General features: G+C 63.9%; 19 protein-coding genes. 11 read left to right on the forward strand and 8 right to left on the reverse strand.

Going from position 1 to position 15,510, the window contains the following annotated elements; translation table 11 throughout:
- Positions 1-85: 85 nt before the first annotated feature.
- The 3 genes from AC04SG_RS01310 to AC04SG_RS01320 all read left to right on the forward strand — a co-directional run bounded on the left by AC04SG_RS01310 (position 86) and on the right by AC04SG_RS01320 (position 2,428).
- A complete protein-coding gene (locus tag AC04SG_RS01310) occupies positions 86-310 on the forward strand; it encodes a hypothetical protein (protein ID WP_488549602.1) in 225 nt (74 codons plus the stop codon).
- A 133-nt stretch (positions 311-443) separates the two neighbouring features.
- Positions 444-2,123, forward strand: a complete 1,680-nt coding sequence (locus AC04SG_RS01315; protein ID WP_488549603.1) for an FAD-dependent oxidoreductase — start codon at positions 444-446, stop codon at positions 2,121-2,123.
- Complete coding sequence (locus AC04SG_RS01320; protein WP_488549604.1) at positions 2,120-2,428, forward strand: UBP-type zinc finger domain-containing protein; 309 nt, start codon at positions 2,120-2,122, stop codon at positions 2,426-2,428. The genes AC04SG_RS01315 and AC04SG_RS01320 overlap by 4 nt, the downstream gene beginning before the upstream one ends.
- A gap of 52 nt (positions 2,429-2,480) precedes the next feature.
- Here AC04SG_RS01320 and AC04SG_RS01325 read toward each other — a convergent pair whose 3' ends face one another.
- Positions 2,481-2,672 carry a hypothetical protein gene (locus AC04SG_RS01325; protein ID WP_488549605.1) on the reverse strand — a complete coding sequence of 64 codons (192 nt, stop codon included), beginning with the start codon at positions 2,670-2,672 and terminating at the stop codon, positions 2,481-2,483.
- A 117-nt stretch (positions 2,673-2,789) separates the two neighbouring features.
- Here AC04SG_RS01325 and AC04SG_RS01330 point away from each other — a divergent pair, with 117 nt between their 5' ends.
- Positions 2,790-3,086 (forward strand): type II toxin-antitoxin system TacA family antitoxin, encoded by a 297-nt coding sequence (locus AC04SG_RS01330; protein ID WP_488549606.1) that lies wholly within the window; start codon positions 2,790-2,792, stop codon positions 3,084-3,086.
- Between the two features lie 43 nt (positions 3,087-3,129).
- Positions 3,130-3,633 (forward strand): GNAT family N-acetyltransferase, encoded by a 504-nt coding sequence (locus tag AC04SG_RS01335; protein WP_488549607.1) that lies wholly within the window; start codon positions 3,130-3,132, stop codon positions 3,631-3,633.
- Positions 3,634-3,676: 43 nt separating this feature from the next.
- On the opposite strand, the gene AC04SG_RS01340 is transcribed toward AC04SG_RS01335, so the two are convergent.
- Both AC04SG_RS01340 and AC04SG_RS01345 read right to left on the reverse strand, forming a co-directional pair.
- The gene (locus AC04SG_RS01340; RefSeq protein ID WP_488549608.1) at positions 3,677-4,855 is read right to left on the reverse strand and encodes a trans-sulfuration enzyme family protein; all 1,179 of its coding nucleotides are present in this window, start codon (positions 4,853-4,855) and stop codon (positions 3,677-3,679) included.
- Positions 4,852-6,285: a pyridoxal-phosphate dependent enzyme gene (locus AC04SG_RS01345; RefSeq protein WP_488549609.1), complete on the reverse strand. Its 1,434-nt coding sequence runs from the start codon at positions 6,283-6,285 to the stop codon at positions 4,852-4,854. Before AC04SG_RS01345 ends, AC04SG_RS01340 begins: the two co-directional genes overlap by 4 nt.
- A gap of 249 nt (positions 6,286-6,534) precedes the next feature.
- Here AC04SG_RS01345 and AC04SG_RS01350 point away from each other — a divergent pair, with 249 nt between their 5' ends.
- Complete coding sequence (locus AC04SG_RS01350; protein WP_488549610.1) at positions 6,535-6,960, forward strand: hypothetical protein; 426 nt, start codon at positions 6,535-6,537, stop codon at positions 6,958-6,960.
- Positions 6,957-7,601, forward strand: a complete 645-nt coding sequence (locus tag AC04SG_RS01355; RefSeq protein ID WP_488549611.1) for a cysteine hydrolase family protein — start codon at positions 6,957-6,959, stop codon at positions 7,599-7,601. The genes AC04SG_RS01350 and AC04SG_RS01355 overlap by 4 nt, the downstream gene beginning before the upstream one ends.
- Before the next feature lie 7 nt (positions 7,602-7,608).
- On the opposite strand, the gene AC04SG_RS01360 is transcribed toward AC04SG_RS01355, so the two are convergent.
- Positions 7,609-7,962 carry a winged helix-turn-helix transcriptional regulator gene (locus tag AC04SG_RS01360; protein WP_488549612.1) on the reverse strand — a complete coding sequence of 118 codons (354 nt, stop codon included), beginning with the start codon at positions 7,960-7,962 and terminating at the stop codon, positions 7,609-7,611.
- 112 nt (positions 7,963-8,074) lie between these two features.
- Between AC04SG_RS01360 and AC04SG_RS01365 the strand changes: the two genes are divergently transcribed.
- Positions 8,075-8,845: a type 1 glutamine amidotransferase domain-containing protein gene (locus tag AC04SG_RS01365; RefSeq protein ID WP_488549613.1), complete on the forward strand. Its 771-nt coding sequence runs from the start codon at positions 8,075-8,077 to the stop codon at positions 8,843-8,845.
- A 328-nt stretch (positions 8,846-9,173) separates the two neighbouring features.
- Here the strand turns inward: AC04SG_RS01365 and AC04SG_RS01370 are convergent, their stop codons facing one another.
- From AC04SG_RS01370 to AC04SG_RS01385, 4 genes are all read right to left on the reverse strand, one after another.
- Complete coding sequence (locus AC04SG_RS01370) at positions 9,174-10,526, reverse strand: FAD/NAD(P)-binding protein (protein WP_488549614.1); 1,353 nt, start codon at positions 10,524-10,526, stop codon at positions 9,174-9,176.
- Between the two features lie 16 nt (positions 10,527-10,542).
- A complete protein-coding gene (locus AC04SG_RS01375) occupies positions 10,543-11,019 on the reverse strand; it encodes an RrF2 family transcriptional regulator (RefSeq protein ID WP_488549615.1) in 477 nt (158 codons plus the stop codon).
- Positions 11,020-11,452: 433 nt separating this feature from the next.
- Positions 11,453-12,061, reverse strand: a complete 609-nt coding sequence (locus AC04SG_RS01380) for a histidine phosphatase family protein (RefSeq protein ID WP_488549616.1) — start codon at positions 12,059-12,061, stop codon at positions 11,453-11,455.
- Positions 12,062-12,291: 230 nt separating this feature from the next.
- Entirely contained in the window at positions 12,292-12,477 is a 186-nt protein-coding gene (locus AC04SG_RS01385; RefSeq protein WP_162711955.1) for a hypothetical protein, read from the reverse strand.
- Between the two features lie 353 nt (positions 12,478-12,830).
- Here AC04SG_RS01385 and AC04SG_RS01390 point away from each other — a divergent pair, with 353 nt between their 5' ends.
- From AC04SG_RS01390 to AC04SG_RS01400, 3 genes are all read left to right on the forward strand, one after another.
- Entirely contained in the window at positions 12,831-13,136 is a 306-nt protein-coding gene (locus AC04SG_RS01390; protein WP_434221202.1) for a septal ring lytic transglycosylase RlpA family protein, read from the forward strand.
- 251 nt (positions 13,137-13,387) lie between these two features.
- Positions 13,388-14,665, forward strand: coding sequence for a polyhydroxyalkanoate depolymerase (locus tag AC04SG_RS01395; protein WP_488549617.1), 1,278 nt, complete (start codon positions 13,388-13,390; stop codon positions 14,663-14,665).
- Positions 14,666-14,857: 192 nt separating this feature from the next.
- Positions 14,858-15,475, forward strand: coding sequence for a transglutaminase-like cysteine peptidase (locus tag AC04SG_RS01400; RefSeq protein ID WP_488549618.1), 618 nt, complete (start codon positions 14,858-14,860; stop codon positions 15,473-15,475).
- Positions 15,476-15,510: the final 35 nt, after the last annotated feature.

Genomic DNA, 15,510 nt, shown 5'->3' on the forward strand with positions numbered 1-15,510 from the left:
ATGGGCCGTTGGGGCTGTTGTTATCGTCATCGCCATACTGAGCTTTTTTGGACTCCGGTAAGGCCGGCACTTGAGGTGCAAAGTTATGACGCAATCCGTGCAAGCGCCGATCCTGTCCGAGACCAGCCAAGATCGGGAGATCAATTGTGAAGTCGCATTGGAGGCGGCATTTGGCGAGCTGGTGGCGGCGGCATTGGCTCAAGGGTGGACACCCCAGGAAACAGCTGCCGCTTTGGTCAACATAGCTGCCGAGCACGCCCAGAAAGTTGACGAGCTTGTCGTAGACGCCTCACCCACTCACACTGCCTAGGTGGCCGGTCCAGTTGGCCTCAGAAGGAGCGTTGCTCCTCCTGCAGACGAAGTCGCGGGGCCAAACTGCCCTTCCGGCCAGGCTGCCAACAAACCGCTTCAAACCCGGCGCTCATGACGCTACGCTCGCACCCATGGCCCCACCCGCCCAGCCGATCACCGTCACCCGCCGCGACCAGATGTTTCCCATCCTGGGCGACGCCGATATCGAGCGCATGCGCCGGTTCGGCGAGGCGAGTTCCTATGAAGCGGGCGAGCATATCGTCACCGCGGGCAGCGTGGCGCCCGGTCTGATCGTCATCCTGTCGGGCGCGGTCGACATCACCCAGGACGTCAGGCCTGGCCGGCGCGAGACCATCGTCACCCATGGTCCCGGCAACTTCATCGGCGAACTGGCGCAGCTTTCGAGCCGGCCATCGCTGGTCAATGCCGAAGCGAAAGAGCCGGTCGAGGCCTTCGTCATTCCCTCGCAGCGGCTGCGCGACCTGATGGTGCAGGAGGCCAGCCTTGGCGAGCGAATCATGCGGGCGCTGATCCTGCGCCGCGTCGGGCTCCTGGAAAGCGGCAGCAGCGGGCCGATCGTCATCGGGCCGGCCGGCAATGGCGATACGCTGCGGCTGCAGGGGTTTCTGCGCCGCAGCGGGCAGCCGCACCGAGCGCTGGACTCCGACACCGACCCGTGCGCCAAAACGCTGATCGGGCATTTTCATGTCGATCCGCACCATCTGCCGATCGTGCTGTGCCCCAACGGCAAGCTGATGCACAATCCCGGCGACACCGAACTCGCCCGCTGCATCGGCCTGCTGCGGCCGATCGACCCCGACAAGGTCTATGACGTCGCCATCGTCGGCGCCGGTCCGGCGGGGCTGGCGGCCGCGGTCTATGCGGGGTCCGAAGGCCTGTCGACCATCGTGCTCGATTGCCGCGCCTTCGGCGGCCAGGCCGGCGCCTCCGCGCGCATCGAGAACTATCTCGGTTTCCCCACAGGCATCACCGGCATGGCGCTGATGGCGCGCGCCTACAACCAGGCGCAGAAATTCGGCGTCGAAATCGTCATCCCCGACGAGGCGAAGCTGCTCGGCGCCGCCGGCGACGCGCCGGGTTACAAGCTCGACGTCGGCGACGGCGAGAGCGTCAAGGCACGCACGGTCGTGATCGCCAGCGGCGCGCGCTACCGCCGCCTCGACATTGCCAATCTGGCCGAGTTCGAGGGAACGTCGGTGCACTATTGGGCTTCGCCGATCGAGGCGCGGCTGTGCGCAGGACAGGAGGTGGCGCTGGTCGGCGCAGGCAATTCGGCGGGGCAGGCGGCGGTGTATCTCGCCAGCCAGGTGCGCAAGGTGACGTTGCTGGCGCGCCGCGACAGCCTCGACTCCACCATGTCGCGCTATCTGGTCGAACGCATCAAGGCGCAGCCGAACATCGAGGTGGTAACCGAGACCGCGATCGAGGCGCTGGAGGGCGGGGCGGGCAACCTGACCGCGCTGCGCTGGCGTAACCAGAGGACCGGCGTCGAGACGACACGCCCGATCCAGCATCTCTTCCTGTTCATCGGCGCCGACCCCAACACCGACTGGCTGGCGCACTGCAATGTCGCGCTTGATGCCAAGGGTTTCGTGCGCACCGGCGCCGACATAGCGGCGGACCAGATGGAGACCAGCCGCAGCGGGGTCTTCGCCATCGGCGATGTGCGCTCCGGCTCGGTCAAGCGGGTGGCAGCCGCCGTCGGCGAGGGCGCCCAGGTGGTAGCGGCCTTGCATGCCTATCTCGCGCGAACCGACGCAGCAGCGCCCGAACTGGCCAGGAGAGCATGATGGACGAATGCAGGCACACGGCAGGCATCAAGACGGTGACGCCGAGCGCGCTCGGCTGCGAGGAATGCCTGAAGAGCGGCTCGATGTGGGTGCATCTCAGGCTCTGCCGCACCTGCGGCCATGTCGGCTGCTGCGACGACTCGCCCAACCGCCACGCCACCAAGCATTTCCACGCCACCAAGCATCCCATCATCGAAGGCTACGACCCGCCGGAAGGCTGGGCCTGGTGCTTTGCCGACGAGGTGTTCATCGACCTCGAAGGCGACGTGACGCCGCAGAACGGGCCGATCCCGAAGTTTTTCTGAGGCGGCTGTCGGAGCGACGTCGGCTGTTTCCCCAAAGCCGACGGCTGCGTCGCTATTTCACCGAGCCGGTGACGGTGCGATCAAGACTATCGGGATGGCGCTCGTTGCCGGCAAGCGCGGCGATGACCAGAAGGCTGGCGACGACCGGGACAAACAGGATGGCCACACGGGCCTGCACATAAAAAATGGCGCGCCATTCGCTGCGCTTTTCCGGGCTGTTGTCCATCACACTCACTCTTGCCATGCCTCCCCCGGCGGGAGATAGCGGCGAAGGGTTAAGCAAAGGCTTCCGGGTTTGTTAACGGGGGAGCGTAGCTCGGGCGATAATGACAATGTCATTACGAGCTGCTATGCTGAAACGATGAAGCACGAATCTCCACCCGAAGCTTCCAAGCGAAGCACGCTGAACATTCGCATCAAGCCCGAAGACCGGGGCCTGATCGACGAGGCTGCGCGCGCGCTCGGAAAAACGCGAACGGATTTCATCCTCGATGCAGCACGGCGCATGGCCGAGGATACGCTGCTCGACCGCACTCTCATCAAGGTCTCGCCGGAAGCCTATGCGGAATTCCTCGCTTTGCTCGATGCGCCGGCCAAGCCTGATAAGCGCTTGTCCAAGCTGATGAACGCTCGCCTGCCATGGGAGACGGGCGAATGAGCCGGATGGATTTTCGAACATCCAAGGAATGTGCGACGCTGTAATGACGCTGCGACCGCCAGAGCCCCTGGACCGCACCCATGACCTGTCCTCGTTTTCCTCCGGTGTGCCGGTCCTGGACGACTGGCTGAAACGCCGAGCGCTGGCCAATCAGGACAGCGGCGCGACACGTACGTTCGTCGCCTGCCGAGACGGCAATAGGGTTGTTGCCTACTATGCACTGGCGTCGGGCGGCGTTGCCGCCAGCTATGCGTCTGGTCGTTTCAGGCGCAACATGCCGGACCCGATCCCTGTCGCCATTCTTGCTCGCCTTGCCATCGATGCCTCCCATCAGCGTCAGGGGTTGGGCATGGCGCTCATGCAGGACGGTGCGCGCCGGGTGATGAATGCAGCAGACACCCTTGGTATACGAGGCATCCTGGTCCACGCGATTTCCGAGGATGCGCGGGCCTTTTACACAAAGCTGGGCTTCAATCCCTCGCCGCTTGACCCGATGACGCTGATGATCTCACTGGCGGATTTGCGCCTGGCCGCAGACGACGACTAAACAACAGCTTCAACGGGTTCTTCGCTACCAAGCAGACAGCTGCCTAAGCGCTTAGCGCCTGATCCAGATCCGCAATCAGATCATCGCCATCCTCGATGCCTGCGGACAACCGCACCAGCGAATCCGAGATGCCGATCGCTGCCCGCTTTTCGGCCGGGATCGAGCCGTGCGTCATCAGAGCCGGGTGCTCGATCAGGCTTTCGACGCCGCCAAGGCTTTCGGCCAAGGTGAATAGCTGGGTGCGTTCGAGGAAGCGCTTGGTGCCGGCGAGGTCGCGGTCGAGGTCGACCGAGATCATGCCGCCGAAGGCGTGCATCTGCTGGACGGCGATGGCGTGCTGCGGATGGCTGGCGAGGCCGGGATAGACAACGCGGCGCACGTCTTTTCGCGCTTCCAACCATTGCGCGATCTTAAGGCCGTTCGCCGAGTGCCGCTCCATCCTGAGCGCCAGCGTCTTGATGCCGCGCAGCGCCAGAAAACTGTCGAACGGCCCCGAGATGGCGCCGATGGCGTTCTGCAGGAATTTGAGCTGAGCGGCCAAATCCTTGTTGTCGCCGACAATGGCGACGCCGCCGACCATGTCGGAATGGCCGTTGAGATATTTTGTTGTCGAATGGACGACTATGTCGATGCCGAGCTCCAGTGGCCGCTGGATATAGGGGCTGCAAAACGTGTTGTCGGCGACCGTCAAAACGCCCTTGCGCTTGGCCAGCGCCGCAACACCTTCGAGGTCGACAATGCGCAGCAGCGGGTTGGTGGGGGTCTCGACCCAGAGCAGCTTTGTCTCCGGGCGGATGGCGGCTTCGACGGCGGCGAGGTCGGTGAAGTCGACGAAGCTCACCTGCAGATTGGCCGAGCGCTTGCGCACCCGCTCCATCAGCCGGAACGAGCCGCCATAGATGTCGTCGGTGGCGACGATATGGGCGCCGCTGTCGAGCAATTCGAGCACCGTCGAGATCGCCGCCAGGCCGGAAGCGAAGGCGAAGGCGGCCGAGCCGCTTTCGAGATCGGCCACCGCGCGCTCGAAGGCGAAGCGCGTCGGGTTCTGGCTGCGGGCATATTCGAAACCCTTGTGCACGCCGGGCGACTGCTGGCCGTAGGTCGATGTCGCGTAGATCGGCACCATCACGGCGCCGGTCAGCGGGTCGTGGCTCTGGCCGCCATGGATGGTGCGCGTCGAGAAAGCCAGGCGGTTTTTGCCCGTCGGGGTGTGTGCAGTCATCGTGCGCGCCTCAAATGATTGATCAGGTCGATACGGGTTATCAGGCCGACGAACTCGTCGCCATCGAAGATGATGGCGACCTCGTTGCGGTCAAACACCGGCAAAAGCGCATCCAGCGTCTGGCTGGCCTGCAGCGTGTGCAGATTGGAGGTCATGGCGGTGCGCACCGGGGCGTTGAAACGATCCCAGCGGCCGTCATAGGGACCGTCGACCTTGGCCAGTATGTCGCTTTCATCGACGATGCCGACGAGCTTGCCGTTGTCCAGCACCGGCAGCTGCGAGACGTCGGAGCGGCGCATGCGGCCATAGGCGTTGAGCAGGCTTTCGTCGGGGCCGACATAGACGGTGTCGCCGGTGCGGTGCGAGCGCATGACGAGGTCGCGCAGATCGCCATGCTGCTCCTGCTCGGCGAGACCCTGCTCGGCCAGCCAGAAATCGTCGAAGACCTTCGACAGATATTTGTTGCCGCTGTCGCAGACGAAGGTGACGACGCGTTTCGCAACAGTCTGCTCGCGGCAATAGCGCAGCGCCGCCGACAGCAGCGTGCCCGAGGACGAGCCGGCGAGAATGCCTTCCTTGGACAGGAGATCGCGCACGGCCAGCATGCTTTGCTTGTCGGGTATGGAATAGGCCTTTTTGACCAGCGACAGATCGGCATTGGGCGGCACGAAATCCTCGCCGATGCCTTCGACGGTCCAGCTGCCGGCCTCTTCCATCTTGCCGGTCTTGATCAGCGGCGCCAGCACCGATCCCACCGGGTCGGCCAGCACCATCTCGGTGTCCGGCGAGACTTTCGCGAAGTAGCGGCCAAGCCCGGTCAGCGTGCCGCCGGAGCCGACGCCGACCACCACGGCGTCGACATCGCCCTCGAGCTGCGAAAAGATTTCCGGGCCGGTGGTGGTCTCATGCGCCTTAGGATTGGCCGGATTGGCGAACTGGTTGGCGTAGAAGGCGCCGGGCAGTTCGGCGGCAATCTTCTCGGCCATATCCTGGTAATATTCGGGGTGGCCCTTGCCGACATCGGAACGCGTCATGCGCACTTCGGCGCCGAGCGCACGCAGATGCTGGATCTTTTCGCGCGACATCTTGTCGGGCACGACGAGGATGATGCGGTAGCCCTTGGGGATGCCGACCTGGGCGAGGCCGAGGCCGGTATTGCCGGCGGTCGCCTCGACGATGGTGCCGCCGCGCTTAAGCTTGCCCTGTTTCTCGGCCGCCGCAATCATCGACAGCGCGATGCGGTCCTTGATCGAGCCGCCGGGATTCTGGCTTTCGAGCTTGATGAACAGCCGGCATTTTCCCGTGTCGAACTTAGTCAGCTCGACCACCGGCGTCTGGCCGATAAGGTCGAGCACTGAGGCGTAGGGTGGACGCAGGCGGGATAACGCGCCGTCCGAACTGCCCGGCGCAGCTTTTCTCTGCTCGCTCATATCGATGTGCTCCCTTGATCAAGCGACCGCCAAGAGCATGATGCCGAAAAGTGCGGAGCGGTTTTCGGACGACATCATGCTCTACTTCTTTGATTCAGCCGGCAGAGCGGCAGCGTAGCTTCTTTTCCAGCCGTTTGCAGGCGGAAAGAAGATAGATCGTGCCAATCAACTGGCCAGAGGGGGAATGGAATTCCACGAGCGGCTGACATTCCTTGCCCGCAAGGTTGGTGGGGCAGCGGAGGAAAGACCTTGGTCGCTTTGCAACGCACCATCTCGTTCGTTGCCGCCGGCATTTTCACCGTGCTAGCCGAACGGATGCGGGGCAATGCAAGGATCATTTCGATGAAGATCATCGCCTATGACAATTTCAAGCCCGGCGTCACCCTGGACGATCTAAGGCCCTATCTGCGCGACGAGGTCTCGAATGTCTGGCGGCTGTGGAAGGCCGGCGTCGTGCGCGAGAATTATGCGCGCGCCGATGTCGGCGGCGTCATCATCGTCTTCGAGCTCGACAGCGTCGAGGATGCCAGGCGCTACACCAACGATTTTCCACTGTCCAAGGCAGGCCTGCTGGAATGGGTTTTCCTGGCCTTCGATTCCGCACCCCTGCCGCTCGAATATCTCTTCGATCCGACCGTCGACATCGCCACCCCCTGGGACCGGACGGCGGCATGATCCGGTCGCGCGAAGGCATTGAGATCCCCACCAGCCTCGCGGAGTGGTGCGATCCCACCCGCATGGCGCTGGTCGTCTACGACATGCAGGTCGGCATCTGCCGCCAGGTTGCCGGCGCGGCCGAGATCGTCGAGCGCACCGGCATTGTGCTTGAGGCGGCGCGCTCGGCCGGCATGCGGGTGGCGTTCACCCGCCATCTGTCGCTGCCGCTGAAATGGATGGGCGCCACGCAGTTGCGCACCGCCATGGCCTGGCAACGGCGCGACAGCCCCGATGCTGTCGAGCCATGGTTTCTGCGCGATGCGGAGGCGACGCAGATCGTTCCCGAGCTGGCGCCCCGCGCCGACGAGGCGGTGTTCGACAAGCTGACCATGTCGGCTTTCGATTCGACCGCGCTCGGCTTTGCCTTGCGCGATTGCGGCGTGCGCGCCATCGCCATTGCCGGAATCGCCATGGAGATCGGCATCGAGCCGACCGTGCGCCAGGCGACCGATAACGGCTTTGCGGCGGTGGTGATCGAGGACGCCTGCGGCTTCGGCAACAAGGAAGCCCGCGATCGTTCCATGGCGACGCTTCGCTTCCTCGGTGAAGCCGTCATCACCGACGTCGCCGGCTTTTGCGGCGCGCTCGGCGGGCGATAGGCTGATGTCAGGCCGCCGCGTCGACGTCGGTGCGGAAGCGCACGCCTTCGGCGCGGCCATGCACGCTGCCCCAGTCGTAGAGCGCCTGCAGCGCGGCGGCCAGATCGTGGCCGCGCGGGGGCAAGGTGTAGCGCTGCTTGCCGTCGGCCGAGGTCTCGAGCACGACGAAGCCGATCTCGACGAGATCGGCCAAGCGCTGCGTCAGCATCTTGTCGGAGAGCGAAGGGATAAGCCGGCGCAGTTCGGAATAGCGCAGCGGCCCTTGCTTGATGCGCGCAATGATCACCGTTTTCCATTTGCCGCCGAGCGCGTCCAGCGCGAACTCGACCGGGCAGCCATAGAGTCTTCCGCGTTGGGTCATGCGGCAATTCTAGGCAGAGTATTGCTACGACGGAAGCGGAAATTGCCCGGCCAGATGGCGGGGTTGCGGCGCGGCAGCTTTGTCGGCAACGACCCACAGAAGGAGCAACAAAATGAGTGTTCGTGATCCCAATCCGGTCGATGCCAAAAGCCCGAAACGCGTAGCGATCGTCATCGCCAATCCGGCTGTGTCGACCACGACAGGCTGGCCGGTCGGCTTCTGGTGGAGCGAGCTTACCCATCCCTGGTTCGCCTTCACCGAACGCGGCTATGGCGTCGAGATCTTTTCGCCCGACGGCGGCAAATGCGAGGCCGATGCGCTGAGCGACCCGCGCGACTCCTCCGGCTACTCCGAGACCGACCTGATCTCGCTCGGCTTCATCGCGAGCCCGAAGCTGATGGCCCTGGTCGAGGCCACGCGGCCGGTGGCGGAGATCGATGTCGAGCGCTTCGACGCGATCGTCGTCGCCGGCGGCCAGGCGCCGATGTTCGGCTACGACCGCGCGGAAACGCTGCAACAGATTTTCGTCGCCTTCCATGAAGCCGGCAAGGTGGCGGCCGCACTGTGCCACGGCACGGCGCTGCTGCGCTATGCCAGGCGCGCCGACGGCACGTTGCTCGCCGCCGGCAAGACGGTGACCGGCTTTGCCAATGCCGAGGAGGATTTTGCCGACGAGGCGACCTGGGCGATGGGCGCGCTCGAACGCGGCAAGCATCTGATGCCGTGGCGCATCGAGGACGAACTCAAGGCGATCGGCGCCAATTACATCCAGGCCGGGCTGTGGCGCGGCTTTGCCGTGCGCGACGGCAATCTGATCACCGGCCAGCAGAATTTTTCCGGCACAGAGACCGCGCGCCTGGTGTGCGAGGCATTGGGCGGCTGAACGCGCCCTCTCCCTTTGGTTTTGACGCACTTCTCTAAGCGCTAACGCGCTTTTCCCAGAAATGGTGTCCAGACGTCCCATTACGGCAGGGACTTCAGTCTTAATTGAGATACAGCTAATATATATGTAGCTTTGCCAGTGCGGGGCGACGATCCCAAAATCCAAGCCTAATCCCGCAATGGCCGGTGCGGCACGCTTTCAACCCAAGCATCCTCCGCACCGGCCATTCTTTTGCCTGCCGCGGGGTAACCCATGGTGCGATCGCGAAAGGCGCTCTCGGGTCGAGCCGAATACCGTCTGTCAGATTTATAGTCTTTCCTGAATCACCCTAGCCCAGCAATTGCTTGCTCAGCCGCGCGCACTGGACGCGAATATCCGGGATGGCATCGATCTCGAAGAAGGTTCCCCGGGTCAGCGGTCCGACGGCGAGGATCTTGGCTGAAACCGAACCGTCGCCGGCGATGATTTCGCATTTGGCTGAGACATCGAGGCCGAGCCGCAGCGGGTCCGGCCGCGCCAGGCCGCGGTCGACCAGCGAGCGCACGACGCTGTTTGACGTCGTCGAGATGTCCCTGGCGATGCCCGTGCAGTCATAGATTCGGGCGACCTGAAGCGTCTCCTGCGCCTGCGTGTGGCGCGACTGGATGTCGATGGTGAAGCCATCGCCCGCCTCGATGCCGACGACACGGCCGGCGACGGGCCGGATGCGGCCGGTGCGCACCGCCTCGGTGACGCGGGCATGGACCTCCGGCGCCAGACGGTGGCGGTGGATATCCCACCAGGCTTTGGTGTGCTCGACGAAACGGCGCTTGGCCGAGGACGGCCAGTTCTGCCAGATCTTCTGGTTGAAAGGCCTGAGCCCATCGACGACGTCGCGCCAGTCGATGCCGGCTTTCTGGTTTTCGCGGATCAGGTCGCGGAACCAGCTGACGAAATAGGACAATTGGGTGCCGAGCGGAATGTCGGCGACGTCGAGCTTGATCGGGTTGCCCTTGCGGTGCGGTGACGGCAGCAGGCCGCGCCGCGACACGGCGACGATCTCGCCCTTGTGGCCACGCTGCTCGAGCGACAGGAAGGCGTCGACCATACTCAGCCCGGTGCCCAGCACCAGCACACGGGCTTCAGGATCGAGCGCAGTGTCGGCCTCGGTGCCCATGCGGATGGCGTGGCCCTGGCCGGCGCCGGGCTGTTCGTCATGGCCGGTGGCAAGCACCGCCAGATGCGCGACCACGCTGGTGCCGTTGGCGAGCGTCACCTCGACCCCGGAAGAGGTCGGAGAGATCGACAGGCTTTCCTCGCGGATCAGCCTGAGACGGCCGGTTTCCTTTTCCCGCTCTTCGAGTTCGTCCAAAAGTTCCTTGAGATAGCGGGCATAGACGCTGCGCGGCGCGTAGAAGGGTGTCTGCGGCGTCTGCTCCTGGCTCACCAGGCCGCGGGCCTGCAGCCAGCGCCAGAAATTGCCGGGATCGTCGGCATAGGCGCTCATGCCTGCGGCGCTGACGTTAAGCACGTGCGCCGACAGCAGCGTCGAATAAGCAATGCCCTGGCCGAAATGCGGACGTTTTTCGATCAACGTGACGCGCAGATCGGGGTGGGGCGATTTGAGGAGATGCGCGGCAAGCACGACGCCGCTGGCGCCGCCGCCGACAATGATGATCGAATTGGTGCGCCCGACACTCATGTGCGCACGCTCAGGATCAGGCGAGGACCTTCTGCGTCAGCGGCAGGCCGTCTATGCCGCCCGCGACCGCAAGGTCGTCGAGGACGATGTCGCGCATCTCGGCCAGCGTGCGCTGGTCGAGCACCTCGGCGATGGCCTGCCGGACCTCGAGCATCAGATGTCGGACTTGGCATGTCGCCTCATTACAGTCTTCACAGCGCTGATACTGGGTGCGGCTGGCGCACGGGATGGGTGCCAGCGGTCCGTCGAGCACGCGCACGACATGGCCGACCTTGATCTCGTCGGCCGGGCGCGCCAAGCGATAGCCGCCTTCCTTGCCCTTGCGGCTCTGGACGAAGCCGGCATTGCGCAATTCGCCGAGAATGGCGTCGAGGAATTTCTTCGGGATGTTGTTGCCGCTGGCGATGTCGCCGACGAAAGCGAGCTGCCCGGCCGGCAGTTGCGCCAGGTGGACCAGCGCCTTGAGGCCGTACTTGCCTTTTTTGGTGAGCATAGAGCGAACGTTTCCCTGTCAGGCGATGGCTCAAAGCCATCGGTTGCGAAACGCCTGACGTGCCTCCCCGCCGCGTGCAAGCTGCTTCGACAGATAAATTCTAGTGACATGATATACAAGCGGAGAAACCTTGATTTTGCTTCGTTTTCACGCCGCAGGGGCGACTTTGCCGGGGCTTTGTGCCGTTAAGGTCACAAGCTGGGCCGCAAAGGCAGGCGGATGCCGTGAGCGATCATGGTGGCAGAGTGGCCGCGCATTCATCTCCTCCATTCCTCAATGTCGATAAGATTAATATACTTACCCTCGAACTGGCGGAACGTGTTTTCAAATCGGCGGCTATTTACAGCATGGATTTGCTCAGCCAAGGCGCTGCGCGCAATCTCGTTCGCTGTCGGCGACCAAGATCGGTATGGGCGGGACGAATGCCCAATACTCAGGACTGGGCGTCGTCGCCTTGCAACTGGTCAGACCTGGCGGGTTTGGCCACCGGCACCCCGCTCGAGCGCAACATCCAGCGCTGGCCGTCGCTGCGCAAATCGGTGACGCTCAGCGGCTCGACATCGATCCTGCGGCAGGCCGAAAGCGGCGCGCCGAGGACATGGACGATTGCTGCGCGGATGACGCTGGCATGGGTGACGGCGATGGTGTGGCCGCTCGTCCGAATCAGGTCGTCTAAGAAGCTCGCGGTGCGACGCGCCACATCGGCCAGCGACTCGCCGCCATGCGGAGCGGCCTCGGCATCGCCGAGCCAGGCGGCGACGCCGCTGGGATCAAGCGCCTGCACCTCCGCGAAACCCTTGCCGGCCCAGCGGCCAAAATCCTGCTCGGCCAGCAGCGGCTCGACGGAGGCCTGCAGCCCCATCGCCTCGGCGGTCTGCCGGGCGCGCGGCGCCGGGCTGGTCCAGACCCGGTCGGCACGGCGCAGGGTCATCGCTGCCGCCAGCGCCAGGGACCGCGGCTCCAGCGCCTCGTCGAGGGGGAACGACCCGTTGCGCGTGGCGGGCGTTGCGCCGCTGCAGATCAGGGTCAGGCGTACCAGCATGGAAAGCTGCCTCTTTCCGGCCAGCCGGGCCGGCGGATTGATGGTTTGCGCCGGCTCTACACGGTCGCGTGTAGAGTATCACGGTTCGTTGACGGGTATCGGCCGGGGCCGGCGCAAGCGATCGAAAGCCCGCGCGCCTTTGCCTTCAAGGGCGTTGAGAGCCGTTCGGGTAGGGCTGCCTTGCGGCGGCGGCGCGATTGACGAGCGGCTTCCCCCCACTCCGTCGCAGCTCAGCCGCGCGAGCGGCTCGCCCATCCCAGCCCAAGCAGGCCGACCAGCATGGTGACGATGCCGATATAGAGCCATTGCGACTGGCCGGTCATGAAGCTGCCGCCAACCACGCCGAGGCCTTGCAGCGACCACAGCGCCCCGATGGCCAACACAATCAGGGCCAGCAGATATCTGAACAGTCTCATCGCCGAGATTCCTTTCCCAAGTCGATCGTCAACTGCGCCATGGCCGTGATGAAAGAGCGAAAGGATGAGGTCCAGTCGCGCGTGTTTTTACTTGTATAATAACGCCTTATCTTGCTGAAGGTATGCAAGATGGCCGCGAAAGCCGCTTGAAATACCCCGGCGCATCGCGAAAAACCCCTGACAAACTGTTTCCCAGTGACTCCAAACGTGTGCCAGTGCCACGGAACCGCCAGATACTTGCCGCATTTCCTGCCTTATTCAGCACTTACCGGCTGGGGTCTGTAAAAGGAGCCTCCCAAGTGAACAAGAAGAACCAAACCGCGCTTGTCGCGGTAACGATCGCGGCTGGCCTGATGGTCGGCGTATCCGCCTCTTCCGCCGCCGGCCAATGCGGTCGTGCTTCCTGGTACGCGCTGCACTCCCGGACCGCCAATGGCGAGCGCATGAACCCGTCGGCAATGACCGCCGCGCATCGCAGCCTGCCCTTCGGCACCAGGCTGAAGGTGACCAACCAGAACAATGGCCGCAGCGTCATCGTGCGCATCAACGACCGCGGCCCGTTCATCAAGGGCCGCATGCTCGACCTGTCGAAGGGCGCCGCCGGCCAGCTCGGCTTCATCGGCTCCGGCCATACCTCCGTCTGCGTGGCGCGCGTCTGATCTGTCCAAGTCCGGCCCATCCGGGCCGGACGCATCTGCTCTCAATATTCGACGGCCGCGCTTTCGCAGCTGCACATTGAGCCGGCTGGCCCCGTTCGAAGCGGATTCTCAAGGCCTTGGACCAAAGAATGGCATATGTCACGCCACGGGACGTATTGCATCGCAGCAATATCTTGTTAACCTCCGCGCGAGACATTCAAGGATCGGCGCTGCTCGTCGTCCCTTCGATCACGGCAGCTGCGGAGTACCTGATGTTCTACCAGCTCTATGAAATGAACCATGCCGCCCTGCAGCCCGCGCGGCTTTATGCCGATGCGGTGCGGCTGTTCTACACCAATCCGCTCAACCCGTTTTCGCACACGCCGTGGGGCCGCTCGGTGGCTGCCACCGCCGAACTCTTCGAACGCACGACGCGCCGCTACAGCAAGCCGCATTTCGAGCTGACCAAGACCGTGGTCGACTGGAAAAGCGTCGAGGTTACTGAGAAGACGGTGTGGTCGAAGCCGTTCTGCAACCTCGTCCGTTTCGAGCGCGCCGTGCCCGCGGGGCGCAAGGCCGACCCCAAGCTTTTGATCGTGGCGCCGATGTCGGGCCATTATGCGACGCTGCTGCGCGGCACGGTCGAGGCGATGGTGCCCTATGCCGACGTGCACATCACCGACTGGGTCGATGCCCGCATGGTGCCGCTGACCGACGGCCATTTCGACCTCGACGACTACATCGACTACATCATCGACATGCTGCATGCGCTGGGGCCGGACACCCATGTGATGGCGGTGTGCCAGCCTTCGGTGCCGGTGCTGGCGGCGGTGGCGCTGATGGAAAAGCGCGGCGATCCCTTTGTGCCCTCTACGATGACGCTGATGGGCGGGCCGATCGATACCCGCCGCAACCCGACCGCGGTCAACCTTCTGGCCAAGGAAAAGGGCATCGACTGGTTCCGCGACAATGTCATCATGAACGCGCCGTGGCCGGTGCCGGGCTTCGGCCGCGAGGTCTATCCGGGCTTCCTGCAGCTGTCGGGCTTCATGAGCATGAACCTCGACCGCCACATCATAGCCCACAAGGACTTCTTCATGCACCTGGTCAAGCATGACGGCGACAATGCCGAGAAGCACCGCGACTTCTACGACGAATATCTGGCGGTGATGGACCTGACGGCGGAGTTCTATCTGCAGACCGTCGACACGGTGTTCGTGCGCCATGCGCTGCCCAAGGGCGAGATGATGCATCGTGGCGAAATCGTCGATACCAAGGCGATCCGCAACGTCGCGCTGTTCACGGTCGAGGGCGAGAACGACGATATTTCCGGGCTCGGCCAGACCCAGGCCGCGCACGACCTCTGCTCCAACATCCCGGCCGACCGGCATGCCCATTACGTGCAGCCGGCCGTCGGCCATTACGGCGTCTTCAACGGCTCGCGGTTCCGTTCGGAAATCGTGCCGCGCATCGTCGATTTCATCACCAGCTACGGCCGCCAGAACCGCGTTGCGGTCAAACCGAGGTTGGTTCGCTCTGCCAAGGGTTGACGCTCGACACAGCTGTGGCGTGCATTGCCTGCAGAAGCGGGGCGACTTCGCACGCCAGAGGCGTTCTGTTGCACAATAGACGCTGTCGGGCGGGCGCGGGTAACCATGCCGGAGAATCTATCTCCCCCCATAATTGACACGGACTGTAAATCCCCTTTAACCTTTCGTTAACAACAAGGGCGAACGGGGACAATGACTTCCTCAGCGATGGCACGGACGCTGCACTTGTGTGCGGCAACAGGGCTGGCGGTTTTGGGATGCTGGGCGGCGCCGGCTTCGGCGGGCGGCGCCATGGCGACCGGCGGCATGACCTCGCAGCCGATCGGCCATTATGATTTCTGCAAGTCCAATCCGGGCGAATGCTCGATCCGGCCAAGCAATCTCAACCCGGCTGCGATGACCGACGCCTTCATGCGCAAGCTGGTCAGCGTGACATCCAGGGTCAACGCCACCGTCAAGCCGATGAGCGATTACGACATTTACGGCAAGGACGAAGTCTGGGCCTATCCCGACAAGGGCGTCGGCGATTGCGAGGACTATGTGCTGGAAAAGCGCCGCCAGCTCTCCCGCTCGGGCGTGTCGCTGGCCGATCTCCTGATCACCGTCGTGCGCAAGCCGGACGGCGAAGGCCATGCGGTGCTGACGGTGCGCACCGACAAGGGCGACTACGTCCTCGACAATCTCACCGACAAGGTGAAGATCTGGGACGCCACCGGCTACCGCTTCCTCAAGCGGCAGGCGATCGACAATACCGGCCGCTGGGTCTCGATCCGCGGTGGCCAGCAGGTTCTGGTCGGCGCGGTCCAGTAGAGTTTTAGCACGACCATTCAGGCACGCCGCGTCGA

The sequence above is a fragment of the Mesorhizobium sp. CNPSo 4684 genome, assembly GCF_057784315.1.

Bases quoted from the DNA above. Each gene is read 5' to 3' on its own strand.
- AC04SG_RS01310 (WP_488549602.1), top strand. From the start codon at position 86: ATGACGCAATCCGTGCAAGCGCCGATCCTGTCCGAGACCAGCCAAGAT.
- AC04SG_RS01315 (WP_488549603.1), top strand. From the start codon at position 444: ATGGCCCCACCCGCCCAGCCGATCACCGTCACCCGCCGCGACCAGATG.
- AC04SG_RS01320 (WP_488549604.1), top strand. From the start codon at position 2,120: ATGATGGACGAATGCAGGCACACGGCAGGCATCAAGACGGTGACGCCG.
- AC04SG_RS01325 (WP_488549605.1), bottom strand. From the start codon at position 2,672: ATGGCAAGAGTGAGTGTGATGGACAACAGCCCGGAAAAGCGCAGCGAA.
- AC04SG_RS01330 (WP_488549606.1), top strand. From the start codon at position 2,790: ATGAAGCACGAATCTCCACCCGAAGCTTCCAAGCGAAGCACGCTGAAC.
- AC04SG_RS01335 (WP_488549607.1), top strand. From the start codon at position 3,130: ATGACGCTGCGACCGCCAGAGCCCCTGGACCGCACCCATGACCTGTCC.
- AC04SG_RS01340 (WP_488549608.1), bottom strand. From the start codon at position 4,855: ATGACTGCACACACCCCGACGGGCAAAAACCGCCTGGCTTTCTCGACG.
- AC04SG_RS01345 (WP_488549609.1), bottom strand. From the start codon at position 6,285: ATGAGCGAGCAGAGAAAAGCTGCGCCGGGCAGTTCGGACGGCGCGTTA.
- AC04SG_RS01355 (WP_488549611.1), top strand. From the start codon at position 6,957: ATGATCCGGTCGCGCGAAGGCATTGAGATCCCCACCAGCCTCGCGGAG.
- AC04SG_RS01360 (WP_488549612.1), bottom strand. From the start codon at position 7,962: ATGACCCAACGCGGAAGACTCTATGGCTGCCCGGTCGAGTTCGCGCTG.
- AC04SG_RS01365 (WP_488549613.1), top strand. From the start codon at position 8,075: ATGAGTGTTCGTGATCCCAATCCGGTCGATGCCAAAAGCCCGAAACGC.
- AC04SG_RS01370 (WP_488549614.1), bottom strand. From the start codon at position 10,526: ATGAGTGTCGGGCGCACCAATTCGATCATCATTGTCGGCGGCGGCGCC.
- AC04SG_RS01375 (WP_488549615.1), bottom strand. From the start codon at position 11,019: ATGCTCACCAAAAAAGGCAAGTACGGCCTCAAGGCGCTGGTCCACCTG.
- AC04SG_RS01380 (WP_488549616.1), bottom strand. From the start codon at position 12,061: ATGCTGGTACGCCTGACCCTGATCTGCAGCGGCGCAACGCCCGCCACG.
- AC04SG_RS01385 (WP_162711955.1), bottom strand. From the start codon at position 12,477: ATGAGACTGTTCAGATATCTGCTGGCCCTGATTGTGTTGGCCATCGGG.
- AC04SG_RS01390 (WP_434221202.1), top strand. From the start codon at position 12,831: ATGGTCGGCGTATCCGCCTCTTCCGCCGCCGGCCAATGCGGTCGTGCT.
- AC04SG_RS01395 (WP_488549617.1), top strand. From the start codon at position 13,388: ATGTTCTACCAGCTCTATGAAATGAACCATGCCGCCCTGCAGCCCGCG.
- AC04SG_RS01400 (WP_488549618.1), top strand. From the start codon at position 14,858: ATGACTTCCTCAGCGATGGCACGGACGCTGCACTTGTGTGCGGCAACA.